The sequence below is a fragment of the Streptomyces caniferus genome (assembly GCF_009811555.1).
Classification (GTDB): domain Bacteria; phylum Actinomycetota; class Actinomycetes; order Streptomycetales; family Streptomycetaceae; genus Streptomyces; species Streptomyces caniferus.
Genome location: NZ_BLIN01000003.1, coordinates 1,449,853 through 1,472,241, shown reverse-complemented (window position 1 = coordinate 1,472,241; position 22,389 = coordinate 1,449,853). Strand labels below are relative to the sequence as shown.

At 71.4% G+C, this 22,389-nt stretch carries 21 protein-coding genes; 8 read left to right on the top strand and 13 right to left on the bottom strand.

All coding sequences use genetic code 11. The features are described from left to right. Positions 1-74: 74 nt before the first annotated feature. Together Scani_RS15025 and Scani_RS15020 are read right to left on the bottom strand one after the other, a co-directional pair. A complete protein-coding gene (locus Scani_RS15025; protein ID WP_159475123.1) occupies positions 75-890 on the bottom strand; it encodes a class I SAM-dependent methyltransferase in 816 nt (271 codons plus the stop codon). 153 nt (positions 891-1,043) lie between these two features. Further along, positions 1,044-2,525: a bifunctional phosphatase PAP2/diacylglycerol kinase family protein gene (locus Scani_RS15020; RefSeq protein ID WP_159475120.1), complete on the bottom strand. Its 1,482-nt coding sequence runs from the start codon at positions 2,523-2,525 to the stop codon at positions 1,044-1,046. A gap of 132 nt (positions 2,526-2,657) precedes the next feature. On the opposite strand from Scani_RS15020, the gene Scani_RS15015 reads away from it, so the two are divergent. From Scani_RS15015 to Scani_RS15005, 3 genes are all read left to right on the top strand, one after another. After that, positions 2,658-3,107 (top strand): GNAT family N-acetyltransferase, encoded by a 450-nt coding sequence (locus Scani_RS15015; protein ID WP_159475117.1) that lies wholly within the window; start codon positions 2,658-2,660, stop codon positions 3,105-3,107. Positions 3,108-3,232: 125 nt separating this feature from the next. After that, positions 3,233-4,447, top strand: coding sequence for an aminotransferase class I/II-fold pyridoxal phosphate-dependent enzyme (locus tag Scani_RS15010; RefSeq protein WP_159475114.1), 1,215 nt, complete (start codon positions 3,233-3,235; stop codon positions 4,445-4,447). A gap of 353 nt (positions 4,448-4,800) precedes the next feature. Continuing rightward, positions 4,801-6,225, top strand: a complete 1,425-nt coding sequence (locus Scani_RS15005) for an amino acid permease (RefSeq protein ID WP_159475111.1) — start codon at positions 4,801-4,803, stop codon at positions 6,223-6,225. Here Scani_RS15005 and Scani_RS15000 read toward each other — a convergent pair. From Scani_RS15000 to Scani_RS14985, 3 genes are all read right to left on the bottom strand, one after another. Next, positions 6,155-7,204 (bottom strand): fatty acid desaturase family protein, encoded by a 1,050-nt coding sequence (locus tag Scani_RS15000; RefSeq protein ID WP_159475108.1) that lies wholly within the window; start codon positions 7,202-7,204, stop codon positions 6,155-6,157. The genes Scani_RS15005 and Scani_RS15000 overlap by 71 nt on opposite strands. Before the next feature lie 255 nt (positions 7,205-7,459). Further along, the gene (locus Scani_RS14995; protein ID WP_159475105.1) at positions 7,460-7,912 is read right to left on the bottom strand and encodes an SseB family protein; all 453 of its coding nucleotides are present in this window, start codon (positions 7,910-7,912) and stop codon (positions 7,460-7,462) included. A gap of 385 nt (positions 7,913-8,297) precedes the next feature. Continuing rightward, a complete protein-coding gene (locus tag Scani_RS14985; RefSeq protein ID WP_174872682.1) occupies positions 8,298-8,738 on the bottom strand; it encodes a hypothetical protein in 441 nt (146 codons plus the stop codon). Between the two features lie 249 nt (positions 8,739-8,987). On the opposite strand from Scani_RS14985, the gene Scani_RS14980 reads away from it, so the two are divergent. Further along, positions 8,988-9,779: a bestrophin-like domain gene (locus tag Scani_RS14980; RefSeq protein ID WP_246295804.1), complete on the top strand. Its 792-nt coding sequence runs from the start codon at positions 8,988-8,990 to the stop codon at positions 9,777-9,779. Positions 9,780-10,044: 265 nt separating this feature from the next. Here Scani_RS14980 and Scani_RS14975 read toward each other — a convergent pair whose 3' ends face one another. After that, complete coding sequence (locus Scani_RS14975) at positions 10,045-10,671, bottom strand: hypothetical protein (RefSeq protein WP_159475097.1); 627 nt, start codon at positions 10,669-10,671, stop codon at positions 10,045-10,047. Between the two features lie 346 nt (positions 10,672-11,017). Between Scani_RS14975 and Scani_RS14970 the strand changes: the two genes are divergently transcribed. Next, positions 11,018-11,620 carry a hypothetical protein gene (locus Scani_RS14970; protein WP_159475094.1) on the top strand — a complete coding sequence of 201 codons (603 nt, stop codon included), beginning with the start codon at positions 11,018-11,020 and terminating at the stop codon, positions 11,618-11,620. A 1,086-nt stretch (positions 11,621-12,706) separates the two neighbouring features. Further along, positions 12,707-13,120, top strand: a complete 414-nt coding sequence (locus Scani_RS14965; RefSeq protein WP_159475091.1) for a nuclear transport factor 2 family protein — start codon at positions 12,707-12,709, stop codon at positions 13,118-13,120. 128 nt (positions 13,121-13,248) lie between these two features. On the opposite strand, the gene Scani_RS14960 is transcribed toward Scani_RS14965, so the two are convergent. Then, positions 13,249-14,064, bottom strand: a complete 816-nt coding sequence (locus tag Scani_RS14960) for a helix-turn-helix domain-containing protein (RefSeq protein ID WP_167538083.1) — start codon at positions 14,062-14,064, stop codon at positions 13,249-13,251. Between the two features lie 190 nt (positions 14,065-14,254). Between Scani_RS14960 and Scani_RS14955 the strand changes: the two genes are divergently transcribed. Further along, entirely contained in the window at positions 14,255-14,566 is a 312-nt protein-coding gene (locus tag Scani_RS14955; RefSeq protein ID WP_159475088.1) for a 4a-hydroxytetrahydrobiopterin dehydratase, read from the top strand. A 106-nt stretch (positions 14,567-14,672) separates the two neighbouring features. On the opposite strand, the gene Scani_RS14950 is transcribed toward Scani_RS14955, so the two are convergent. The 3 genes from Scani_RS14950 to Scani_RS14940 all read right to left on the bottom strand — a co-directional run bounded on the left by Scani_RS14950 (position 14,673) and on the right by Scani_RS14940 (position 18,224). After that, entirely contained in the window at positions 14,673-15,617 is a 945-nt protein-coding gene (locus Scani_RS14950; RefSeq protein ID WP_159475085.1) for a YihY/virulence factor BrkB family protein, read from the bottom strand. 85 nt (positions 15,618-15,702) lie between these two features. Then, the gene (locus tag Scani_RS14945; protein WP_159475082.1) at positions 15,703-17,082 is read right to left on the bottom strand and encodes a cryptochrome/photolyase family protein; all 1,380 of its coding nucleotides are present in this window, start codon (positions 17,080-17,082) and stop codon (positions 15,703-15,705) included. Between the two features lie 59 nt (positions 17,083-17,141). After that, entirely contained in the window at positions 17,142-18,224 is a 1,083-nt protein-coding gene (locus Scani_RS14940; RefSeq protein WP_159476037.1) for a DUF1266 domain-containing protein, read from the bottom strand. A 119-nt stretch (positions 18,225-18,343) separates the two neighbouring features. Here Scani_RS14940 and Scani_RS14935 point away from each other — a divergent pair, with 119 nt between their 5' ends. Then, on the top strand, positions 18,344-19,255 hold the full coding sequence (locus tag Scani_RS14935) for a class I SAM-dependent methyltransferase (RefSeq protein WP_159475079.1): 912 nt from the start codon (positions 18,344-18,346) through the stop codon (positions 19,253-19,255). A 121-nt stretch (positions 19,256-19,376) separates the two neighbouring features. On the opposite strand, the gene Scani_RS14930 is transcribed toward Scani_RS14935, so the two are convergent. The 3 genes from Scani_RS14930 to Scani_RS14920 form a co-directional block, all read right to left on the bottom strand. Further along, a complete protein-coding gene (locus Scani_RS14930; RefSeq protein ID WP_159475076.1) occupies positions 19,377-20,168 on the bottom strand; it encodes a VOC family protein in 792 nt (263 codons plus the stop codon). A gap of 203 nt (positions 20,169-20,371) precedes the next feature. Further along, a complete protein-coding gene (locus Scani_RS14925; RefSeq protein WP_159475073.1) occupies positions 20,372-21,205 on the bottom strand; it encodes an aldo/keto reductase in 834 nt (277 codons plus the stop codon). Positions 21,206-21,246: 41 nt separating this feature from the next. After that, a complete protein-coding gene (locus tag Scani_RS14920) occupies positions 21,247-22,317 on the bottom strand; it encodes a hypothetical protein (protein WP_159475070.1) in 1,071 nt (356 codons plus the stop codon). Between the last annotated feature and the right edge of the window lie 72 nt (positions 22,318-22,389).

Here is a 22,389-nt window from a genome sequence, read left to right as displayed (position 1 = left end):
GGCCCACCGGGTGCGCGATCACTTGGCGATGATCGGACCGGGGAGGGTGAACGCCCCGGCCGCCGGACGCGGCGTCAGACGCGGCACAGGATCTCGCCGTGCAGGATGCCGAACCAGCCGTCCTCGTCGGCGCCCCACGTCCGCCAGGCCCGCGCGATCCGGTCCAGCTGCTCCGTCGTGGCGTGCCCGCCGTCCACCGCGATCCGCGCGTAGGAGGAGCTGACCGTGCGGTCCGCCCACAGCTCGCTCCACCAGGCGCGCTCCTGCGGGGTGCGGTAGCACCAGGTGCCGGTGGTGGCGGTGATCGCGTCCGGGGCGAAACCGGCCTGCCGCGCCCAGGCGTGCAGCCGCCGTCCGGCGTCCGGCTCGCCGCCGTTGGCGCGGGCCACCCGCAGGTACAGCCGCAGCCAGTCGGCCATCCCGTCGACCTCCGGGTACCAGGTCATGGCCGAGTAGTCCGAATCCCGGACGGCGACGATCCCGCCGGGCCTGGTGACCCGGCGCATCTCGCGCAGCGCCTGGACGGGGTCGCCGACGTGCTGCAGCACCTGATGGGCGTGCACCACACAGAAGGTGTCGTCGGGGTAGTCCAGTGCGTGGACGTCCCCGACCGCGAAGCGGACGTTCGTCAGGCCCCGGTCGGCGGCCGTGGCGCGCGCCTGCCGCAGCACGTCCGGCGCGTGCTCCAGGCCGGTGACCCGGCCGTCCGGCACCAGCGCCGCCAGATCGGCGGTGATGGTGCCGGGGCCGCAGCCGACGTCCAGGACGTGCATGTGCGGCCGGAGGGAATCGCGCAGGTAGGCGGCCGAGTTGGCGACGGTGCGCCAGGTGTGGGAGCGCAGTACGGACTCGTGGTGGCCGTGGGTGTAGACGGCGGATTCCTGCGGCATGGCCGGCTCCTTCACATGCTTCGGAGCGGTGACCGGGAAGCGCACGGCGTCCCGGTCGCCGCTCGGGCGGCCGCTCGCACCAGGGCGCGGCCGCACTGCGGCGTGGTGGTCACACCGTACGCCGCAATCTCGCATCATGAGAGTGAGGTCTCATCATTCGGGCAACAGGCGGTAGACCGTCAGCGACTCGTTCTTCTTGTCGAGCGTCAACTCGGCCGGAGCGGGGACCACTTCACCGTCGAAGGCCAGCGTCGTGCCCTCCGGGAGGTCGCTGATCCGCAGCCGGGACAGCCGCGCCTCGCCGAGCACCGGAGAGCTGCGCGGAGTGCCCATCAGGGCCGCGGCCAGCAGCCGGGTGCGGGCCAGCCGGCCGCCGTGCACCACCCGCACATCGAGCACCCCGTCGGCCAGGTCGTGCCGGCGCACGGGCGCGAACCCCAGCCCGCGGTACTGGCAGTTGCCGACGAACAGCAGCCACACGGCGCGCCGCTCGCCATTGATCCGCAGGGTCAGCGGCTCGGCGGTGCGCAGCACCTCCCACGCGGCGAGCACCCCGGCGGGCCAGGCGCCGATCTTGCTCGCCCACCGCTCGCGGATCCGCACCAGCTCCGGATACGCGCCGATCGAGAAGGTGTTGAGGAAGTGCCGCGCCTCCGGATGCGGCCCGGCCCGGAAGCGCGCCACGTCCACCGAGACGGCCTCGCCGGTCTCCACGGCGCGTGCCGCCGCCGCATGGGTCTCGATCCCGAGGTCGTACGCGAAGTGGTTCAAGGTGCCGCCGGGCAGCACCGCGAGCGGCAGCCCGTGCCGGAACGCGACCTCCGCGGCGGCGTTGACGGTGCCGTCCCCGCCGAGCACCCCCAGCGCACCGCCCAGCGTTCTGGCCCGCTCCGCGGCATCCTCGAGGGCCCTGTCCAGCGGCTCCCCGTCCGGCCCGCCGCACAGCGTCACCTCGGCCTGCGGCAGTACCCCGTGCACCTCCTCGGTCCGGTCCGGGCGGGGGCCCGTGCGCTGCCCCGAGCCCTGGTTCGCCACCACGACCAGACCCCGGCCGCCCGGCAGCGCGGGCGCCTCGGCGCGGGGTCTGGCGGGCGGCGCCAGCTGGGCGCGGGTCGGCGCGAAACCCCGGACCGCGAACGCCGCGCCGGCCCCCAGCGCGGCACCCGCCAGCACATCACCCGGATAGTGCACGCCCGTATAGACGCGGGAGAACGCCACCGAGGCGGCGACCGGTGCCAGCGCCAGCCCCCACCACTTGTTCTCGAAGGCCACACCGGTCGCGAAGGCCACTGCCGAGGCCGCGTGCCCGGACGGGAAGGAGGAGGTGATGGGCTGCCGGTGGAGCTGCCGTATGACCGGCACCGCGTCCAGCAGCGGGCGCTCGCGCCGTACCGAGCGCTTGCCGAGCGTGTTCACCGTCGCCGACGCCACGGCCAGCGATGCCACACCGCGCAGCGCGGCCCGGCGCATCGGCCGGCCGCCCAGAGCGGCCGCGCCTGCCGCGATGCCGAACCACAGCAGCCCGTGGTTGGCGCTGCGGGTCAGCCGGGGCAGCACCCGCTGGGCGCCCGGCCATTCGCGGGCGGCAATCTGGTGGAAGGTCCGCCGGTCGAGATGGGTCAGTAGCGATCGCATGCGCCACCTTGTACCCCAGACTTCCCGTCACAGACAGGAACGAGCCGCTCAGGGGCCCCGCGCGGCGTCACGGCGCACCCGTCGGCGGACAACGGGCTGACGCGCCCCGGCCGTCTGTGCTTCGCTGCCCGGATGATCAGGAGACGGCGCGACACCGACCTCGACGCCTGTGTGGCCGTGCTGGCCGAGGTGCACGCCCACAGCGGCTACCCCCATCACTGGCCGGACGATCCGGCGGGCTGGCTCACCCCGGACGGACTGACCGCCGCCTGGGTCGCCGAGGCGGACGGCACGGTCGTCGGCCATGTGGCGCTGTGCGGCCCCGAGGTCGGCCGGCTGTGTGTCGCCCCCGCCGCCCGCGGCTCGGGCCTCGGCGGACGTCTGCTGCGCGCCGCCGCGGCGCAGGCGGCGGCCCGCGGACTGCGTCCCGTGCTGGACGTGAAGGCCACCGACACCGCGGCCATCGGCCTCTACGAACGGCTGGGCTGGCTCCGCCGCGCCACCGAGCGGCAGGAGTGGGGCGGCGGCGAGACGGTGACGGTGCACCGCTACGAGGCCCCCGCCGCCCGCCCGGCGCATTGAGCGCCGGTCCCCCTCTCCGCTGACGTGTCGGCCCCGTCGCCACCCCCGCGATCTGCCAAGGTGGACGGGGCCGCCTCTCGGACGAGGGCCCACGATCGACCCGCCGTCGTGGAGTGGAGGTACGGATGCAGCGGACCGCGCCGGATCCGCGGCGGGAGCCGGACCCGGATCCGCCGGTGGGCCTCCCGGTCCTCCCGGAACTCGCCGCGCACCTCGCCGCGGCCGCGGACCGCACCGAAGCCGAGCCGCCCGGCGGCGGCGCACCGCTGCGCACCGCCGCCTGCGGCTACTGGGCACGCCGCGGCCAGGCCACCACCCCCGACCGGCTCCTCGTCGCCCCCGGGGCACCGGCCCTGCTCCTCGCGCTGTACGCCGCCGCCGACGGCACGGTGGTGCTGCCGCGCCCCTGCTCCGAGTGGTACGCGCCGCCCGCCCGGCTGCTCGGGCGGCCGGTGCACCTCGCGCCGGTACCGGCGGAATCGGGCGGGGTGCCCGACCCGTTCGCGCTGCTGGAGACCGTCCGCCGGGCCCGGATGCACGGTGACAGCCCGCGCGTCCTGGTCCTGTCCGTCGCCGACGATCCGACCGGCACCTGCCCCGCGCCCGAGCAGTTGCACGAGGTCTGCGAGGCGGCCGCGGAGGAGGGGCTGTGGATCATCAGCGACGAGACACGCCGCGACCTGCTCCACGATCCGCACGACACCGTGCTGGTCAGCCCCGCCGAGATGCTCCCCGACGAGGTCGTGGTGCTCACCGATCTGCGGGCCACTCTGGTGCCCGCCTCCTGGCCGGCCGCGCTCGCCCGCTTCCCCGCCACCGACCGGGGAACCGTCCTCCGGGCCGCCGCGCTGGACGCGCTCACCGCGATCCCGGTGCCGATCCCCGGGCCGGTCGGCTGCGCCGTCACCCATGCGCTCGGCGAATCCGACGAGGTGCGCGCCAGGACGGCCACCATGGCCCGGGTGTACGGCACGCTCGCCGCCGCGCTGCACCACACCGTCACCGAGGCCGGCGCCGTCTGCCGCCCGCCGCACTCCGGCAGCCACCTCTACGCCGACCTCGAACCCCTGCGCCGCCCGCTGGCGGCCCGCGGGATCGTGGAGTCCCACGCCCTGGAACGGAAGCTGGCGCCCTGGGGCGCACGTGGCGGACACCGCTTCGGCGACGCGCCGGGCACCCTGCGGGTACGCCTCGGCGCCGAGGCACTGCTCGGCGCCGACCGGGAGCTGCGACAGCGCGTCCTGACCGCGCCGGACCCGCTGGAACTCCCGCACGTCACCGAGGCGTTGACCGCCCTGTCGCGCGCGCTGACCGGGCTCATCACGTCCGCGGGCGGCTGACCGCCACTTCCGGACCTGCCCGCTTCGTCCGTCGCGGCCCGCCTGCCCCGCCCCGGTTCCGTCCACGGCAAGGAGCCCCTCGATGACCGACGGACCGGGCGCTCCCTCGCCGAGTGGTCCCGCGAGATCGAGCTGCCGGGGTCCGACCCGGGCGGCCGAGGGTCCGCAGCCCCCGACCGGACCCGTGATGAACGACCTCCGGCGCAAGGCGCCCCCAGCCGAAGGTTTTCCGTCGTCGCACCCCGCCCCGCAGGACAAAACCCGCTGATTTTGGCGGACGCCGCCGATCGCCGACCATGTGCATTGCTCGGTAACCCCGGGTGCACAGCGCACGACGAGAGGCTCGCCACGTCATGAACGACCGGCACACCCGCCGTTTCGGACTGGGAACCGCCACCTGCCTGGTGATGGGCAACATCATCGGTGGTGGCATCTTCCTGCTGCCGGCTTCGGTGGCCCCGTTCGGCACCGTCAGCCTGGTCGCCTTCGGCGTACTGACCATCGGTGCCGTCGCCCTCGCCCTGGTCTTCGGACGGCTCGCCGAGCGCCACCCGGACACCGGCGGCCCCTACGTCTACGCGCGCGAGGCGTTCGGCGACTTCGCCGGCTTCCTCTCCGCCTGGTCGTACTGGACCATGACCTGGGTCAGCAACGCGGCGCTCGCGGTCGCCATCGTCGGCTACGTCCACGTCCTGCTCCCCGGCCACCCCTCCGGCGGCACCGACCTCGCGATCGCCCTCGGCGCGCTGTGGCTGCCGGCCCTCGCCAACTTCGCCGGCACCCGCTACATCGGCCTGGTCCAGACGATCTCCACCGTCCTCAAGTTCATCCCGCTCCTCTTCATCGCCGTCGTCGGCCTGTTCTTCTTCGACCCGGCCAACCTCGGCTCGTTCCACGAAGGCGGCGGCAGCGCGGTCGGCGGGATGTCCGCGGCCGCCGCGATCCTCCTCTACTCGTACGTCGGTGTGGAGTCCGCCGCGATGAGCGCGGGCGAGGTCAGCGACCCGGAGCGGAACGTCGGCCGGGCCACCGTCCTCGGCACCATCGGCTCCGCCGTGGTCTACCTCCTGGGCACCGTCGCCGTCTTCGGCACCGTCGCCCACGACAAGCTGGTGAAGTCCAAGGCGCCGTTCTCCGACGCGGTGAACGCCATGTTCGGCGGCCACTGGGGCGGCACGGTCGTCGCGCTCGCCGCCGTCGTCTCGATCATCGGCGCCCTCAACGGCTGGACCCTGATGAGCGCCCAGTCCCCGTACGCCGCCGCGAAGGACGGGCTGTTCCCCGCGCCGTTCCTGACCAAGCGGCGCGGCGTCCCGACGTTCGGTGTCCTCGCCGCCGGGGTGCTGGCCAGTGCGCTGACGGTGCTCAACTACCTCACCGGCGCCGGCGGCGTCTTCGAGATCCTGGTCCTGATCACCACCTTCTCGGCGACCGTCCCCTACCTTCTCGCCGCCGGCGCCCAGGTCTACTTCCTGCTCACCGGCCGCCGCGACAAGGTCCGCCCCGCCCACTTCGCCCGCGATCTGACCCTCGCCCTGACCGCCTTCGGCTTCACCTTCTGGCTCGTCGCCGGCGCCGGGTACGCCGCGATCTACCAGGGTGTGCTCTTCCTGTTCGCCGGCATCCTCGTCTACGCCTTCATGGCGGCCCGGCGTACGGCGCGACGGGCCGAGGCCGAGACCGCGGACGGGGCCACGACGGCGCCGGCTACGCCCGGGGACCACGAAGAGGCTCCCCGACCCGCCGCAAGTGCCGCAGCGCCTCCGCGTACGACCTGATCAGCCCCGTCTCGTGGTACGGGACACCGATCTCGGCGCAGTAGGCCCGCACGATCTTCTGCGCCCGGCGCAGATGCGGCGTCGGCATGCTCGGGAAGAGGTGGTGCTCGATCTGGTAGTTGAGCCCGCCGAGAAGGAAATCGGTCAGGGCTCCGCCCCGGACATTGCGAGAGGTCAGCACCTGACGGCGCAGAAAGTCCGGCCGCGCGTCGCCCGTCAGCGTCGGCATCCCCTTGTGGTTGGGGGCAAAGGTGCACCCCAGGTAGACACCGAAGACGGCCTGGTGGACGAGGAGAAAGGCCAGCGCCTTCCCCGGTGACAGCACCAGGAACAGCGCACTGAGATACAGCACGATGTGCGCCAGCAGCAGCGCCGCCTCGCTGCCCCAGTGCTTCATGGTCGGCGACCGCAGCGCCCGGACGCTCGACACCCGCAGATTGAACCCCTCCAGCGTCAGCAACGGGAAGAACAACTGCGCCTGATAACGGCCGATGAAGCGGGGCAGCCCCGTGGCCGCCCGCGCCTGCTCCGATGACCACACCAGGATGTCCGGCGCGACATCCGGGTCCAGCTCCTCATGGTTGGGGTTGGCGTGATGCCGGGTGTGCTTGTCCATCCACCAGCCGTACGACATCCCCACCCCGAGGTTGCCGAACAGCCGCCCGCCGATCGCGCTCGGCCGACGCCTGCGGAACACCTGCATATGCGCCACATCGTGGGTGACCAGCGCCACCTGCCCGTACACGAACGCCAGGAACACCGCCACGGCCGGCTGCCACCAACTGTCGCCCAGCACAAAGAACATCGCCCAGCCGCCGGCGAACGCCGCACTCACGGCCGACAGCCGCACCGCGTAGTACCCGGGCCGGCGTTTCATCAGCCCCGCCGCCACGATCCGCCGCGACAGCCGCGCAAAATCGCTGCCGGTGGCCCCCGCCGGACCGGAGGGCGGGCAAGAGGTCTCAAGACTCGTCGTCATACCGCCGAGTCTTCTGTCCCGGCGCCCGCCTCCGACAGCCGGTCCACCCCCGGTCCGGGCGGGGGACCACCACTACCGGAAGGGGGTGCCAGCCCCCTGGCGCTTGCCCTGTCGGCCGGTGCTCGTGCCTGCCGGCCGGTGTACGTGCCCGGCCCTTCTAAGCCGCCCAGATGTTCTCCGCGACCCCCAGGTCGTCTGCCCCCAGGTCTTCTGCCCCCAGGTCTTCTACGAGGGCTTCCCAGCGCCCCGGGTCCTCTACGCTCCCTCCGCGCCGGTCTCGCCGGGCGGGCCCGCGGCGCCACCCTGCTGACTGAACACGGGCAGCGCCCGCACCAGGTCCGGGGGAAGGGCAAGGCCCTCCTCGCTGGACGGGTCCACCGCCAGCCACAGGTCGTCCGCCGGCCAGTTCGCGGCCAGGTCGACGACAGGGATGCGGAGCGCGCTCTCGACGTCTCCGCCGGCCGCCACCAGCGCATCCTCGGTCGTGAAGACGGGGACGTAACGATTGCCGTCCTGCTCGATCACCGGCAGCGAGATGGCGCCCTCGGGACGCTCCTCCTCGCCCTGGGCCGGTGGCGCCTGCGGCAGCAGGGCCATGCTGGTCGCGAGCTCGATCAGAGCTGCCTGGGTGTCCGCCGCCTCCGCTGCGGACTGTGAGCCGTCGACCTCGGTCGGGGGCGAATTTTCATCGGGGGTCGGGGTGCTCATGGCGTGTCCTCTCGTCGGCGTTGCTCACCGGCCACCCGCTCGACACGGGCCACCGCGCGTTGCCGCGGCCGCCGCCGGATGCCGCCCAGCGACAGGGGGCCGGGGCAGGCGTGGCAATACCTCCCAGGCTAGGCGGCCCCACGTTCTGTGCACGTTCTGCGGCGCGTCGAAAACCGATCACACCTCCACCGAGCGGCCGGTCGGGATGACGCCATCCGTGACCTGGGCTTCTCGCGCCGAGGAAGCCAACGGCAAGACCGGCCCCGAGGAGCTGATCGCCGCCGCCCTCGCCTGACCCGAGCCCCGACACCACGCAGCCGAGTCCATGCCCCCCTCCACTTCGGCACAAGGGGGCATGGGAGTGCCGGGGCCACCTCTGACTCAGCTACGGGTCCGACTCGGCTTCCGGCGTCCGGCGGTGCTGTTGCCCGGACGAGACGAGCGCGCGGTGCAAGGGGAATGCGGTGGCAAGGACGAAAACCCCGAAAACGGTGATCGTCGACAGGCCGACGGGGCGCAGGTGGGCGACCGGGTCCGCGAGAACCGCATCCCACCGCACCCACCAGTTCGCCAGCATGTCCGCAACCATGACGACCGCCGCCAGGAGCGGCCCCCCGGCGCGGCCCCGGGCGACCAGCGCGACAACGAGGGGATCGAGCACGAGCAGTCCATGGAACAGCAGTTGAGTAGCCCCGGGCGCGTAGTCGTACGCCCGCAGACCGCCCGTGACCACGAAGTACGCGTGCGCCCCCGCCCCTTCCGCGAACCCCACGACGTACCACGCCGACACCCACCATGCCCAACGCGGTCGACTCCCCCCACCCATGCCGCCCATCCTAGGAACTCGGCCGGCAGAACGGGCCGCGTCGGGTGAGCTCCGGTGAGTGGCACGGCGCGCACCGGGCCGGTGGACCCGCGCGGACCGTACTGACCGGTCCTCCGGCGGGATGGCGCACCAGCCCCGCCCGCCCGGAGGCGCGCCGAAGGGATGAAGGGGGCGTGTCCGCGGCCCGGCGCGGTCGTTGGCCACCGCGCCGGTGGTGGCGGGTGTGAGGTACGTCAGGAGCGTGGAACAGTGGCCCGTTGGTTCGTGATCAACCTTCCGCCCTGGTTGTTGCTGGCCGGGCTCGTCGTGGTCATCGCCGTCGGGACGGCGGTCGTCCAGGCGCTTGTCCGGCACTGCTTCCCCGGCCTCAAGCGGGGCGCGCACAACCAGATGGCGAACTTCATTTTTCCCGTTGTCGCCGTCGTCTACGGGTTCTTCATCGGCTTCCTGGTCCTCGCGCTCTGGGGCCAGGTGAACTCGGCGGACCAGACGACGCGCACCGAGGGCGCCGCTGGGGTGCAGATGGCCGGAGGTCTCCATGCGTTCGGCAAGACTGATGGCGAGCGGATCCGGCAGAGCCTTCTGGCGTACGCACGCGCGGCGGCGGCCGAGTGGCCTCACGCCGCGGGCGGCGGTACCACGCCCGAGGCCGAGAACGCGCTGAACCGCCTGAGCAGCACCTACGACGCCATCAAGCCGCACAACGATGTCCAGCGAGCCTTCCTCACCAGTTCGCTTGCGTCCCTGAGGGATCTGCATGGTGCCCGAACGGCCCGGCTGCTCCAGGCGCGCACCAACACCGGCCCACCCTTGTCGTTGTGGCTGGTGATCTTCCTGAACAGCGGACTGGTCCTCGGGTTCGCCGTCATCTTCGGCACCGAGCAGGCCTGGATGCACTACGGGATGGTCGCGGCGGTGAGCGTCCTCGTCGGCGCCAACCTGTTCCTCGTCACAGAACTGGCCTATCCCTACGTCGGTGAGCTCTCCACGTCGCCGGAGCCACTGAACGAGGTCGTCCGGTTCCTGTCGTCACCTCGGTAGACGGGACGGCGAGACCCTCGAGATCCCTGTACGGAGGCAGCACCGGGCCGTTCTGCCCTTACCTCCCGCGTAAGACGCCGTTGAGCGGGGGCTCAAGAAGAGGAGAGTGAAAGGGGTGCCGAGGCCGGGAGTTGGGTCCCGGAACGGGCTCTCGTGGTTGCCCGGCATCCCAGCTGAGGCCGTCGTTGTCCGCCCTGGTTCGGCGCCGTTGATGTCAGCTGGGGATGTCAGCCACACTCTCAGCCGGAGCGGCGGACCCCGCAGGTCACTCAAGCGGCACGGGAGCGACGGGGAGCTGTTCCTTGTACAGCCACGTGAACGTTCGGTCCGATTCGAGGTGGGCTTCTCCCCAGTGAATCGCATGGATGCCGTTCTCCGCATCGGCCGTGAAGAAGACGCAGACCAGCTTCGTAGAAGCTCCCAACTCCTCGAACGCTTCGCGCAGCCCCAGGTACTCCTCCGTAGCCAGGCCGTCATCGAGGTCGAATAACCCCTCTGGCGGCTGGGGTCCGTGCGCCTGGAACAGTCGACGCCGGGTGGGCGACGCGTTTGAAGGCAACCGAGCACGATCAAGCGGCCTCGGCTTGTCTGCGTACCTGAAGGGGAAGAAGGCGTGATCGTTGATCACTGCGTACTCGTACCCGCGTACGTCTCGCACGGACTCCTCCAGCTCCCGCGCCGTCTGCGCCAGGTACTCCCGCACTAATCCTGCGAGGGCGACACCGTAGGGGCTCCGCTTCTTCAGTCCCACCGCAAGGTGTGCGGCATGAGCCTTCGCGTGCGCATTGGCCAGTTGCACCGGCACGGCCGCCGCCAGCGCGTCGGCATGCCGCCCGAACCTCTCGATCGCCCAGGCCGACGGCGTTACTGGCTCTTCACTCGACACGGACATGCAGCGTCCCCCTCCGCCCGATCACCCCGCCTCTCAACTGTGTGACACGTACACAAAGCACACGCAAGGGAGCGATCCGGCCATGACGTGGGCACAGGCGCCTTCTTCAGAACAGCCACAACTGATCACCGACGGCCGTGACGTGCGGCCGTTCACTGGATCACCGCTCTGAACTGCTGTGCAGATGTCGGCAGTTGTCAGCGCTGGTCACCAACGGGCGCCCTCCCACGGTCCCAGGACGGCCTGGGACGACGCTCGTACGTGAGCATCGAATGCAGAATGATCAACGGACCTCAGATTGGTCAAACGTGCCCGACGCAAGGGCGCGTTGGGGACAATGAGGCACATGCGTGTCTTCATCAAGGGGCTCGGAGCCTTTGCTCTCCTCGCGGCCCTTCTGCTCGGCGGCGTGGAGGTTGTGGCATTCCTTGCCCGTCGCATTGGGCGGCAGATATTTCACGGTGTGAATCCCACCGTTTCGGCGGCTGCGGTCGCAGCTATGTCAACAGTGGTCGTGGCTGTAGCGACGCTAGTCATTGGTCGCTATTACGAGCGTCGAGCAGCGGTCGAAGCAGAGATCCGCTCCAGTAAGATTCCTATCTATAGTCGCCTTGTGGAGAGCCTGTTGCGCATGCTCCTGCGAGGTGATGCGGCCGCTGCTGGAGCTGACCAGTTCGCAGAGGAACTCCGCGAGATCACCCCTCAGCTTATCGCTTGGGCCTCGGATGACGTTCTGATCGAGTGGTCCCGATTCAAACGCTCCATTGCGGCCGCCTCCACTGAATCGGAAACAGAGGCGGCACTCTTCGAGCTCGAGAAGCTTCTTATTGCCATTCGGCGAGACTATGGACACAAGGGGCAGGCGGTCAAAGAGGGAGACCTTCTAGGGCTCTTCATCAATGACGCGCATGAGCTCTTGGAGCGACGCCGCGGTAGGGCGAGGCAGTGACCCTCGGTCTGTATGTTGATCAAGCACAGAACGTTTGCCGCCGAGTTGCACCCGCTTTGGTCTTTTCCAGTAAGGAAGGGTGTAATGGCCGCGGCTGATTGGATCGCTCTCTATGGTGCTGTCGTTGCCACCGGAGTAGCGGCGTTTCAGGTAGTTGCTCACTTTCGGGACAACCCTAGAATTACTGTAACCGCGTCTTTCTCCTGCTCAGCTGCCTCGGAAGCCCGGCAGTCGACAACTAGGGGCACACTGCGCCGGGTGGAGAGGGGCGGTGTCGTTCTTACTGAGGAGATGCTCATCTCGTTCAACGTCGTCAACCGCGGGCGTCGAGCGGTCCAGATTTCCTTCGTGTATTGCGAAGAACTGCAAGTATCGGCATTCCGAACGTTCGAACTCACTCCTGCCCCGCTGCCAGTCACCCTAGAACCTCTTAGCTCAGTTGAGATGAGCATTCAAAAAGAGGTGATCGACATGGTGGATAGCGTTTCCTCTATGGGAGTTATAGACGCTCTTGGGCGCAGGCATGAGATATCTGCGGATGACCTTATCGGCATCGCTCGTGTCAGTTGGAATACCCCGACGCGTGTCTCTTGGTATCGCCGTCGGGACTCTCCGGAGGTACCGCCGGTTCGGGCATTTCAAATGCAAGACAATGCTCGCTTGCACTCCAGAGCTGCCCACACTGGACGGATTTCGCGCATACCGAGGGCCATTGTTCGACGGGATACCCCGGAGCCGCCCCAGATGCCGTAAGTCGCGTGACGAGGCCGGTGGAGCGGCTTCGGGCTGGAGCTGCTTTGGAGCGGAGGGCTCAGACGCCCCTGAAGCCGACTTGAACGCCTGACCTCTCTGGCCCGTGGCTCCCTGTTTGGCTCTCCTTGAGCCGTGCCTGCGGCGCAAGTCATCGCTGACCTGCATCGCAGGCACGTGCCGGGCCCCTTCCTCCATTACCTCCCGCGTAATCGACCCCCACCTCACCACCGGGCAAGGTGAAGGCATCGGTTCACGGGCCGGCGCACTCCGGTCCGTGAGCCGGTGCATGTGACAGCAGTGCCGTTCGGGTCTCATCAGGAGTGGGAGTACGTCATGACGCAGCATGAGCAGCAGGTCGGGCAGCAGGGCGGGGAAGCGGGAGCGCGGTACGAGGGGGCCGTTGCGCGGTACTTCGAGGCGTGGAACGCGGTCGGGGAAGGGGCGTTGGGCAAGGCCGTTGCGGCTGCTTTTGCCGAGGACGCCACGTATACCGATCCGTTGGTCGATGTTGCGGGGCACGAGGGGCTGGTGGCTGCCCTTGCCGGGGCCCATGCGCAGTTCCCCGGGTTCGTGTTCCGGCAGTTGGGGGGCGTGGACGGGCACCACGACATCGCGCGGTTCGGGTGGGAACTGGTCAGTGTGGCGGACGGTTCGGCGCCGGTGGCCGGGTTCGATGTGGTGCGGCTGGCGGAGGACGGGCGAATCCGGTCCGTGTGCGGGTTCCTGGACCGGGTGCCCGCGGTCTGAGTGCCGGTGCGGGCCGAGTCCGGTGTGTGGGCTCGGGCCCGCCCGCGGGGGCGGCCCGGTCGCACGGTTCCGCCGCCCGGGGAACGCCGGCCGGTACGTCTCGGCCGGGACGGGCGGCGGGTGCCCTGCTACAGGTCTACCCCTCGTAGGTACGCGGCCGTCTCCGGATCGGCCGGCAGGAAGGTCTCCACGGCCAGTTCGGAGACGGTCACGTCCATCGGGGTGTTGAAGGTGGCGATGGTCGAGATGAAGGACAGCACGGTGTCGTGGTGTTCGATCATCATGGGCAGGGCGAAGGGGGCGTGCTCGCCGAAGGCCGCCGTCTCGCGGCCGCCCGGTGGGAGGGGGTAGGCGCTCACCTCGTCGTAGAGCGCGCGCAGGGGCGAGGAGCGCATCAGGGCCAACTGGCGCTCCATCTGGGCGAGGAGGTGGCTGCGCCATTCCCGGTAGTTGCGGATGCGGGGGGCCAGGCCGTCCGGGTGCATGGTGAGGCGCATGGCGTTCAGCGGGGGCCGCAGGAGGGCGGGGGAGAGGCCTTCCAGCAGCATGGTGATGCCGCGGTTCGCCGCCTGGACGTCGTAGGTCCCGTCGACCACCAGGGCGGGGAAGGGCTCGTAGCCGGTCAGGAGGCGTTCCATGCCGGAGCGCAGGGCGGCCATCGACGGGTCGTCGAGCGGTGTCTCCGGGAAGGTCGGGGCGTAGCCCGCCGCGATCAGCAGGGCGTTGCGTTCCCGGACGGGGACGTCGAGGTGGTCGGCGAGGCGGAGCACCATCTCCTGGCTGGGGCGGGAGCGGCCGGTCTCGATGAAGCTGATGTGGCGGGCGGAGGAGTCGGCGCGCAACGCCAGTTCCAGTTGGCTGATCCGGCGCCGGTCGCGCCATTCGCGCAGTAACGCACCCACGCCCGTGGTCGTCTCCCGCGAGGACGCCGCAGCAGTTGTCATGGGAGGGACGGTAGCCGAGGGACCGGTGCGGTGGGCCGTACGGGAGGGGGCGTGCCGTGGGTGCGCGAAATGGTCGTCGGCGTGCCAGGCTGGAAGGGGTGCGGCCGTCGGGGCAGGGGGCGGCGGCCCGGTCGGCCATGCGTATCGGGAACCGGCTCATCGGCAGCCGGCACGGCGAGAGGCGAGCGCCATGAATGCTCAGCTGGAACCGCTCAGCTTCAAGGAGATCGAGGACCGCCTCGCGGAACTGCCCGGCTGGTCCGTCGAGGGCGGGATGCTGTGCCGGGGCTACGCGTTCCACGGGCACTTTCCGGCCGCCGCCATGGTCATCCATATCGCGCAGATCCAGGAGGAGTTGGGCCATCACGCCGATCTGACGCTCGGGTACAACCGGCTCGCCGTCTCGGTCAACACGCACAGCATCGGCGGCCGGATCACCCATCTCGACTTCGGCCTCGCCCACCGGATCGAGGAGATCGCACCGGGGCACGGGGCTCGCTGACCCGGGGGTGGCGGTGCCCGTGGCTGCGGTCGGCCGTACCACCCGCGCGGACCGGGCAAAGGGAGCAGGTCGCCACGACCGGCCACGCGCGGCGCGCCCCGCCCCCTCAGCTTCCCGTTCGCTGCCGTACCACCCGCCCCGCGCGGGCCAGTTCCACGTTGAACTGGGCGCCGGACAGCAGTGACAGGTGGGAGAACCACAGCCAGATCAGGAACACCACCGGCCCGGCGAGCGAGCCGTAGAGCCGGTTGAAGGTGCCGACGTACGAGGTGTAGGCGGCGAAGCCGGCGGAGGAGACCAGCCAGAGGAGGACGGCGACGATGCCGCCGGGCGCGGCTCGGCGCACGCCGCGGGAGCTGGGCGGTCCGGAGCGGAAGAGGACCATCGCCAGGACCGTGGCCAGGAGGAGGAGCAGGGGCCATTTCATGAGGTTCCAGGTCGCCTCGCCCGCCTCGCCGAGTCCGATGGCCCGGCCCAGTGCGTTGGCGATCGGCCCGCTCACCAGCAGCGCCACCGCACTGCTGATCAGCAGCGCCATCAGCAGCAGCGCGGTCATGAGGATCCGCGGGGCCTTGCGCCACGGCGGGCGGTCGTCCTTGGTGCGGTTCATGGCGTGCAGTGCCCGGCGGAAGACGGCCAGATAGCTGCAGGACGACCACAGGGCGCTGATCAGGGCGCCGCCCAGCACCACCCATGCGGCGGTGCGCTGGTGCGCCATGCCGACCAGCGCACGGTGCACGGTCGGGCCCGACTGGGCCGGGGCGATCGAGCTGATCTGGTTGATGAGCTGCTCGGTGGCCGCGGGATCGGCGAGCCCGATCAACGACACCGTGACGATCAGCGACGGCAGCAGCGCCAGCACCGAGTAGTACGTCAGGCTCGCGGCCCAGTCCGTCACATCGTCGTGCCACACCGACAGCGGTGTATGGCGCAGTGCGGTGCGGCACTGCGCCCACGACGGCAGCGTGGCCGGCTTCCTCGGCCCCACCGCCCCCAGTGCGCGGTCCAGCTGGGTCCGGTCGAGCCCGCGGCGCATACCGCTCCCGCCCATGTCGTATCCGTCCTCTCCGTCGGTCCGTCCTGCATCATCTCCCGGCACGGCTGCCGTCCACGACACCGCGACGGCCACGCCCCCGCTACTCCAGCCCGCGCGCCCGCCTGAACCGCCCCAGCCCGTCCGCCAGGTCCACCACGGGATCCGGATAGTCGTACGCCGCGCGCTCGGGCCCGGACAGCTTCCACGGCTGGTGCACCGCGGCGCCGGCGAGACCGGCCAGCTCCGGCACCCAGCGCCGTACGTACTCGCCCTGCGGGTCGAACCGCTTGGCCTGGACGAGCGGATTGAGCACCCGGTTGGGCCGGGTGTCGGTACCGGTCCCGGCCATCCACTGCCAGTTGAGCTGGTTGTTCGCCATATCGCCGTCCACCAGCAGATCCAGGAAGTGCCGGGCGCCCACCCGCCAGTCGACATAGAGCGTCTTGGTCAGAAAGCTCGCCACCAGCATCCGGGCCCGGTTGTGCAGCCACCCCTCGTGCAGCAGTTGCCGCATGCCCGCGTCGACGACGGGATAGCCGGTGCGGCCCTCCTTCCACGCCGTCACCTCGGCGTCGTCCTGCCGCCAGCGGTCGCCCCTGCTGCGGTAGTCGGCGTGCGCCGCGTCGGGCCGGGCCGCCAGCACCTGATGGTGGAAGTCCCGCCAGGCCAGCTGCCGTACGAACGCCTCGGCACCGGCGTCCTGGCGGGCCGACGCCTTGTGCACCAGCTCCACCGGTGACAGGCACCCGAAGTGCAGATACGGCGAGAGCCGCGAGGTGGCATCGCCCGGCAGATCGTCCTGCCGGTCCTGGTAGTCGGCCATGCCCGAGCGCTGCCAGGCCCCGAACCGGCGGCGCCCCGCGCTCTCGCCGCCCTCCGGCAGCGCGGGCGACGGCTTCCCGCCCGGGCACAGCTCCGCCGCCGACGGCACGTCCTCGGACCGCACCCCGGCCGGGACCCCTACGGACCGCGGCGCGGGCAGCACCGACCGCAGTCCCGCGGCCTGCCAGCAGCGGAAGTACGGCGTGAAGACCGCGAAGTGGTCCTTGTCCGGGCCGGAGGGCAGCACGGCGGCGGGCGGCAGCGCCGTGACGACCGCGTCGTGCACCACCAGCGCGCGCCCCGCCGCCGACAGTTCGGCGCCCAGCCGCCGCTCCCTGCGCAGCGCATAGCCGCTCACCCCGGCCCCGAGATGCACTTCCCCGGCTCCGGTCTCCGCCGCCACCCGGCAGGTCTCGGCGACCACGTCCCCCGTACGGATGACCAGCCGACCGCCACGACCGCGCAGACCGGCATCGAGATCCGCCAGCGCATCGGCCAGGAACGCCGCCCGGTTGGGCACCATGAACCCGGCGTCGGCGATCCCGGTGTCGACGACGAACAGCGGTACCACCTGCGTGGCGGAGCGCAGCGCGGCATGCAGCACCGGCTGATCGTGCAGCCGGAGGTCCGAGCTGAACAGGCAAATCGCTACATCCATGCCCTACGTCTACACCGAACCCGCGCCTCGCGACCCCCCCCCGCGGCGGGCGCGGACCGTCAGGCGAAGGGCAGAGCGCGCCACGGCGAGGACGGGTCCTGGGCGAGGACACGGTGGAGGTGGACGGCCTCCGCGTACTGCGGGCCGAACCAGCCGTTGTCGAAGGCCAGCATCCGGCCCAGCGCATAGCCCGCGGCGAACTCCTCCCACGAGCCGTACACCTCCCGGGCCTTCGCATGGGCCTGCGCCACGGCCTGCTCGGCCTGCTGCGGTGCGCACAGCCGGGCGCCCAGGCCCCAGCGGACGAGGTTGACGGCATGCGCATGGTCCAGCGCGACGAGGGACACGACCCGGCCCTCCGCCGGCAGCAGTCCGTCCGCGCGGAACCGCTCCTCGTACCTGGTCACGAGCTCGGGGACGGCGGGCGCGTCCCCGGCGTCCGGAGAGCCCGCGGCCTCCTCCTTGCCCGTGGTGTCCTCAGGGGCCCCGGCGCCCCGGCCGCGGGCCCGCGCACGCAGTGCCGTCTCGGTCTGCGCCGGTACGAACTGCCCGCCGAGCAACTGGTCCAGGCGCTGCTGCCAACTGGCGGGGTCGGTCACCGACCACTGTTCGCGCAGCGTCTGCGCGTCGGCGGTGTGGTCGAGGAAGGCCGTACCGAGTTCGTTCCACGGCACGCTGTGATGTACCGCGATCGGCGCACCGCACGCCAGCCCCTGCGCCACGGGGCCGTGCAGCGGACCGCCGAAGTGCGTGACGAGCAGCCCGCCGGGCCGGGCCCCGACCTGGGCACGCCGGTGCAGCCAGCCGGCCCGGTGGGCGGGGGAGGCGGCCAGATACGCGGCGCTCGGCGTCCCGGGGTTGACCGCGAGCCGCCATTTGTCGTTCGGCCAGTCCTGGGCCAGCTCCTCCAGCGACACCCGGTCGAAGAACTGCTGCGGCTGCCACGGCGGCAGCATGCCGCGGGTCAGGACGGGAATGCACTTACCACCCGCGGCCGGGTCGTCGTAGACGGGCAGCGGGTCCTGACCCTGCTGCGGTGCCGCCAGATAGAGATCCTCACCGGCGATCGCCGCTATCTGACCGTCCCAGTCACCACGCGCCGTCGCTTCGCACAGCCGCCGCTCGGTATCCGTCGGCGGCATCCATCCCGGAGTAGCCACGGGCCAGACCCTACGGTTACGCCTCCCCCCGCCGGAATCCGGGGCTACCGGAGCGGCAACGAAGATTGCACGGGTACGACCGGTAACGGAGGCTCGATGTCATGAGCAACGACGAACGGCCCGGACCCGGGCACGGGCAGGGCCCCCACAACGGGGCGCACATCGACTTCGAGGTGCTCGGCCCGGCCCTCGAACGGGGCGCCGAGCTGCACCTGCCGCTCTACGAGCAGGCTGCGGCCTGGCTGCGGGAGCTGCTCGTGGACACTGCCGCGGCCGGCGACCAGGGGGTGGACCGGGTGCTCGACATCGGCAGCGGGCCGGGCGTCGTCAGTTGTCTGCTGGCCCACGCGTTCCCGGCCGCCGAAGTGGTCGCGGTCGATGCGAGCGCGGTGCTTCTGGAGCGGGCACACGCCCGCGCCGCGCGCCTCGGGCTCGGCGACCGGGTACGCACCCATCTCGCCGAACTCCCGGACGGACTCGACGCCCTCGGCGGCGCCGACCTCATCTGGTCCGCCAGGGTCCTGCACCACGTGGGTGACCAGCGTGCCGCGGTCGCCGCCCTCGCCGGTCACCTGCGGCCCGGCGGGCTGCTCGCCGTCACCGAGGGCGGACTCGCCGCGCGCTTCCTGCCGCGCGACATCGGCCTCGGGCGCCCGGGGCTGCAGTCCCGTCTGGACGCGGCCGGCGAGGAGTGGTTCACCGGGATGCGCGCGGCGCTGCCCGGCGCCGTCGACGACATCGAGGACTGGCCGGCCTTCCTCGCCGACGCCGGCCTGCGCACCCCGCGCACCCGCAGCTTCCTGCTGGACCTGCCGGCCCCGCTGTCCGCCCCCGCGCGCGCCTACGTCCAGGACACCCTGGCCCTCGGTCTCGACCTGTACGGCGACCGTCTGGACGAGGACGACCACACCACCCTCGCCCGTCTCGCCGACCCCGATGACGCCGTCGGTGTGGTCCGCCGCCCCGATGTCTTCCTGCTGTCCGCGCAGACCGTCCACACGGGACGCGCGTAGTCGCCCATGGCCCGGAGGCCGTGGCCCACGGCCCGGCGCCGCCGCCCACGCGGGTGCGGGCGGCGGCGCTCATGACGTCATGTCGGACCCTGACGCTCCTGACCGGCCCGGAGCCGTCCGGTCAACCCTGGTCCATCGGCTTCGGGTGGATCACGGCGAAGGTCGCGCCCTGCGGATCGGTCACCACCGCCATCCGACCGGCGACCATGTCGAAGGGCCGCTGCAGCGCCGCGCCGCCGGCCGCGGTGATCTTGTCGACGGTGGCGTCGGTGTCCGCCACCGCGAAGTACACCAGCCAGTGCGACGGGGTGTCGGACGGCATCTGCTCGGACATCGGCTGCATGCCGCCCACCGGCCGGTCCTGCACCGTGAGGGCGTAGTAGTTCTCGGCGCCTTCCATGGGGGCGCTCTCGATGCCGAAGGACGCCTTGTAGAACGTGGCGGCGGCGGACGGTTCGGTGGTGTTGAGCTCGTTCCAGATCAGTGCGCCGGACTCGTTGACGGTGCCGGCGCCGGGGAAGTCCACGGGCTGCCAGATGCCGAAGACCGCTCCGGTGGGGTCGGCCGCGATACACATCCGGCCGAGCGTCATCACGTCCGTGACCGGCATCAGGAGCGTGCCGCCGGCCTGGCTCACCGCCTGGGAGGTGGCGTCCGCGTCGGCGGCCGACAGATACGTCGTCCACACGGTCGGCGGCGCGGGCTGGCCGCCCATCGGGACCGCGGCCATGATTCCGGCCACCGGCTTGCCGTTCAGCGTGCAGACGGCATAGCCCCCGGTCTCCGGGGGCCCGATCTCCCCGGCCCACCCGAAGACGTCGGAGTAGAAGTCGATGGCGGCCTGCTGGTCAGGAGCCGCGAGATCGATCCAGCAGGGCGTCCCGGGCTGGTAGGGAGAGGTGACTTCGGGCATCGTGGCCTCCTCGATGGGGGCACCTCCCATGCCTGGGCACGGGGGAGCAAGGGCGGAGCGCAGGGGTACCGGTTCCGGTCGGCACACCGCCGGTGCCGCCCCGCGCTCACCTTCCACACTTCCTGCCGTCCGCCGGGCCCGCCACTCGGGTACGACGACGGCGCCGCCCGGTCGAGCCGGGCGGCGCCGATACGGAGCGTCGGTCAGGCGACGTCGAAGGTGGCCGGGTCCGGGCCGAGGCGGGTGCCGGTGTCCAGGCGGGCGAGGGCGGCGAGGTCCTCGTCGTCCAGCTCGAAGCCGAAGACGTCGATGTTCTCGGCGATGCGCGAGGGGGTGACGGACTTCGGGATGACGACATTGCCGAGCTGGAGGTGCCACCGCAGCACCACCTGGGCGGGGGTCCTGCCGTGCTTGGCGGCGAGCTCGGCGATCGTCGGGTGCTCCAGGAGGCCCTTGCCCTGGCCGAGCGGCGACCAGGCCTCGGTGACGATGTTGTGCCGGGCGTGGAAGGCGCGGGACTCGGCCTGCGACAGCTGCGGGTGCAGCTCGATCTGGTTGACGGCCGGGACGACGGACGTCTCGCCCACCAGCCGCTCCAGGTGCTCGGGCAGGAAGTTCGAGACGCCGATGGCCTTGGCACGGCCGTCCGCGTAGATCTTCTCGAACGCCTTGTACGTCTCGACGTAGAGGTCCTTCGACGGAAGCGGCCAGTGGATCAGGTAGAGATCCACGTAATCCAGGCCGAGCTTGGCGAGGGAGGTGTCGAAGGCGCGCAGCGTGGCGTCGTGGCCCTGTTCGGAGTTCCAGAGCTTGGTCGTGACGAACAGCTCGTCACGGGGGATCCCGGAAGCGGCGAGCGCCTTGCCCGTGCCTTCCTCGTTGCCGTAGATGGCCGCGGTGTCGATGCTGCGGTACCCGGCGTCCAGGGCCTGGCCGACGGTGGTGAACGCCTGGTCGTCCTCGACCTGCCAGACGCCGAAGCCCAGCTGCGGCATCGTGACGCCGTTGTTGAGCGTGATGGAGGGAACCTTGCTCACGGGGGAATCGATCCTTACGTCGGCTTTCTCGGTCATGGATGTCAACGATCATCCGGAGTCGCGCATTCCCGTACAGCGCGACGCGATGCACAGAACGCGGAGTCTTCCCGGGTGTGCACGGTGGGCGGAGCCGGGCGGTCCCGTCGTGAGGCCGGTACGGGGCAGGCCGCCGCGGTGAGTTCGCCGAGGGTGAACGCACCGGCGCACAGCACCACGAGCCCGGTGCACAGCTCCAGCGCGCCCACCAGCTCGGGCAGGCCGCCGGGGACCACGGTGGCGCCGGGGGAGAGACCGCCGGTCACCGTCTGCACCAGCCACAGGCAGCCCCCGCAGGCGAACGCCGCGGCGCTGCCGGCCCAGGCCAGGGCCAGCGGCGTACGGAACCGGAGCCGGGGCAGCAGGCCGGGCAGCACCAGGAGCACCAGCCCGGCGGCGCCGGCGACCGAGCAGCTTCCCTGGGCCCAGTCCGCCGCGGCGGTAAGGACGTTGCGGGCCGGTACCCCGGCCGTCGGCGCGCCCAGGGTCGAGCCGGTGCCCCACAGGATGCGGACGGTGCCCAGCGCCGCGAGCAGCACGGCGGCGGGCAGCAGGAAGATCCGCTGCATCGTCCGGGTACCGGTGCGGGGAAGCGCGCGCAGCGGGCGGCGCAGCAGACCGCCCCAGCGCTGGTGTGCGTACACCGCGAAGGCACCGAGCAGCGTGCCGGCCTCGACGAGGAAGCCGCCGTAGACGACGCCGAAGACCCATGGGGCCAGGAAGTCGCCGGCGGACAACGGGTTGCGGGCACCGGTGAGAAGGCCGGTCAGGCTGCCGCCGAGGAGGCCCATCAGCAGCGGGACGAGCAGTCCGGTGGCCATCCACAGGGGGAAGGCCAGCAGCCAGGCCGGGGCGCGGCGGCCGGCCGGGCGGGTGAGGGTGTGTGCCACGACGGCGGCGACGGCGTCGAGGAGCAGGGTGAAGGCGTTGCCCACGACCCATGTGGTGCGGCTGAAACGGGAGGCGTCGACGACGCCGACGTCGATGCCCAGCACCCACAGCAGCTTGAGGGCGAGGTAGGGGACGCAGGCGACGACCGCGGTCCGGCCGAGGAGGGTGAGGCGGCGGCTGTTCATGACAGCAGCCTCATCGGCCCCGGCGCGGTGGACATCCGACCCACGGGCGATCCCGGTCCGCCGGACGGCGGA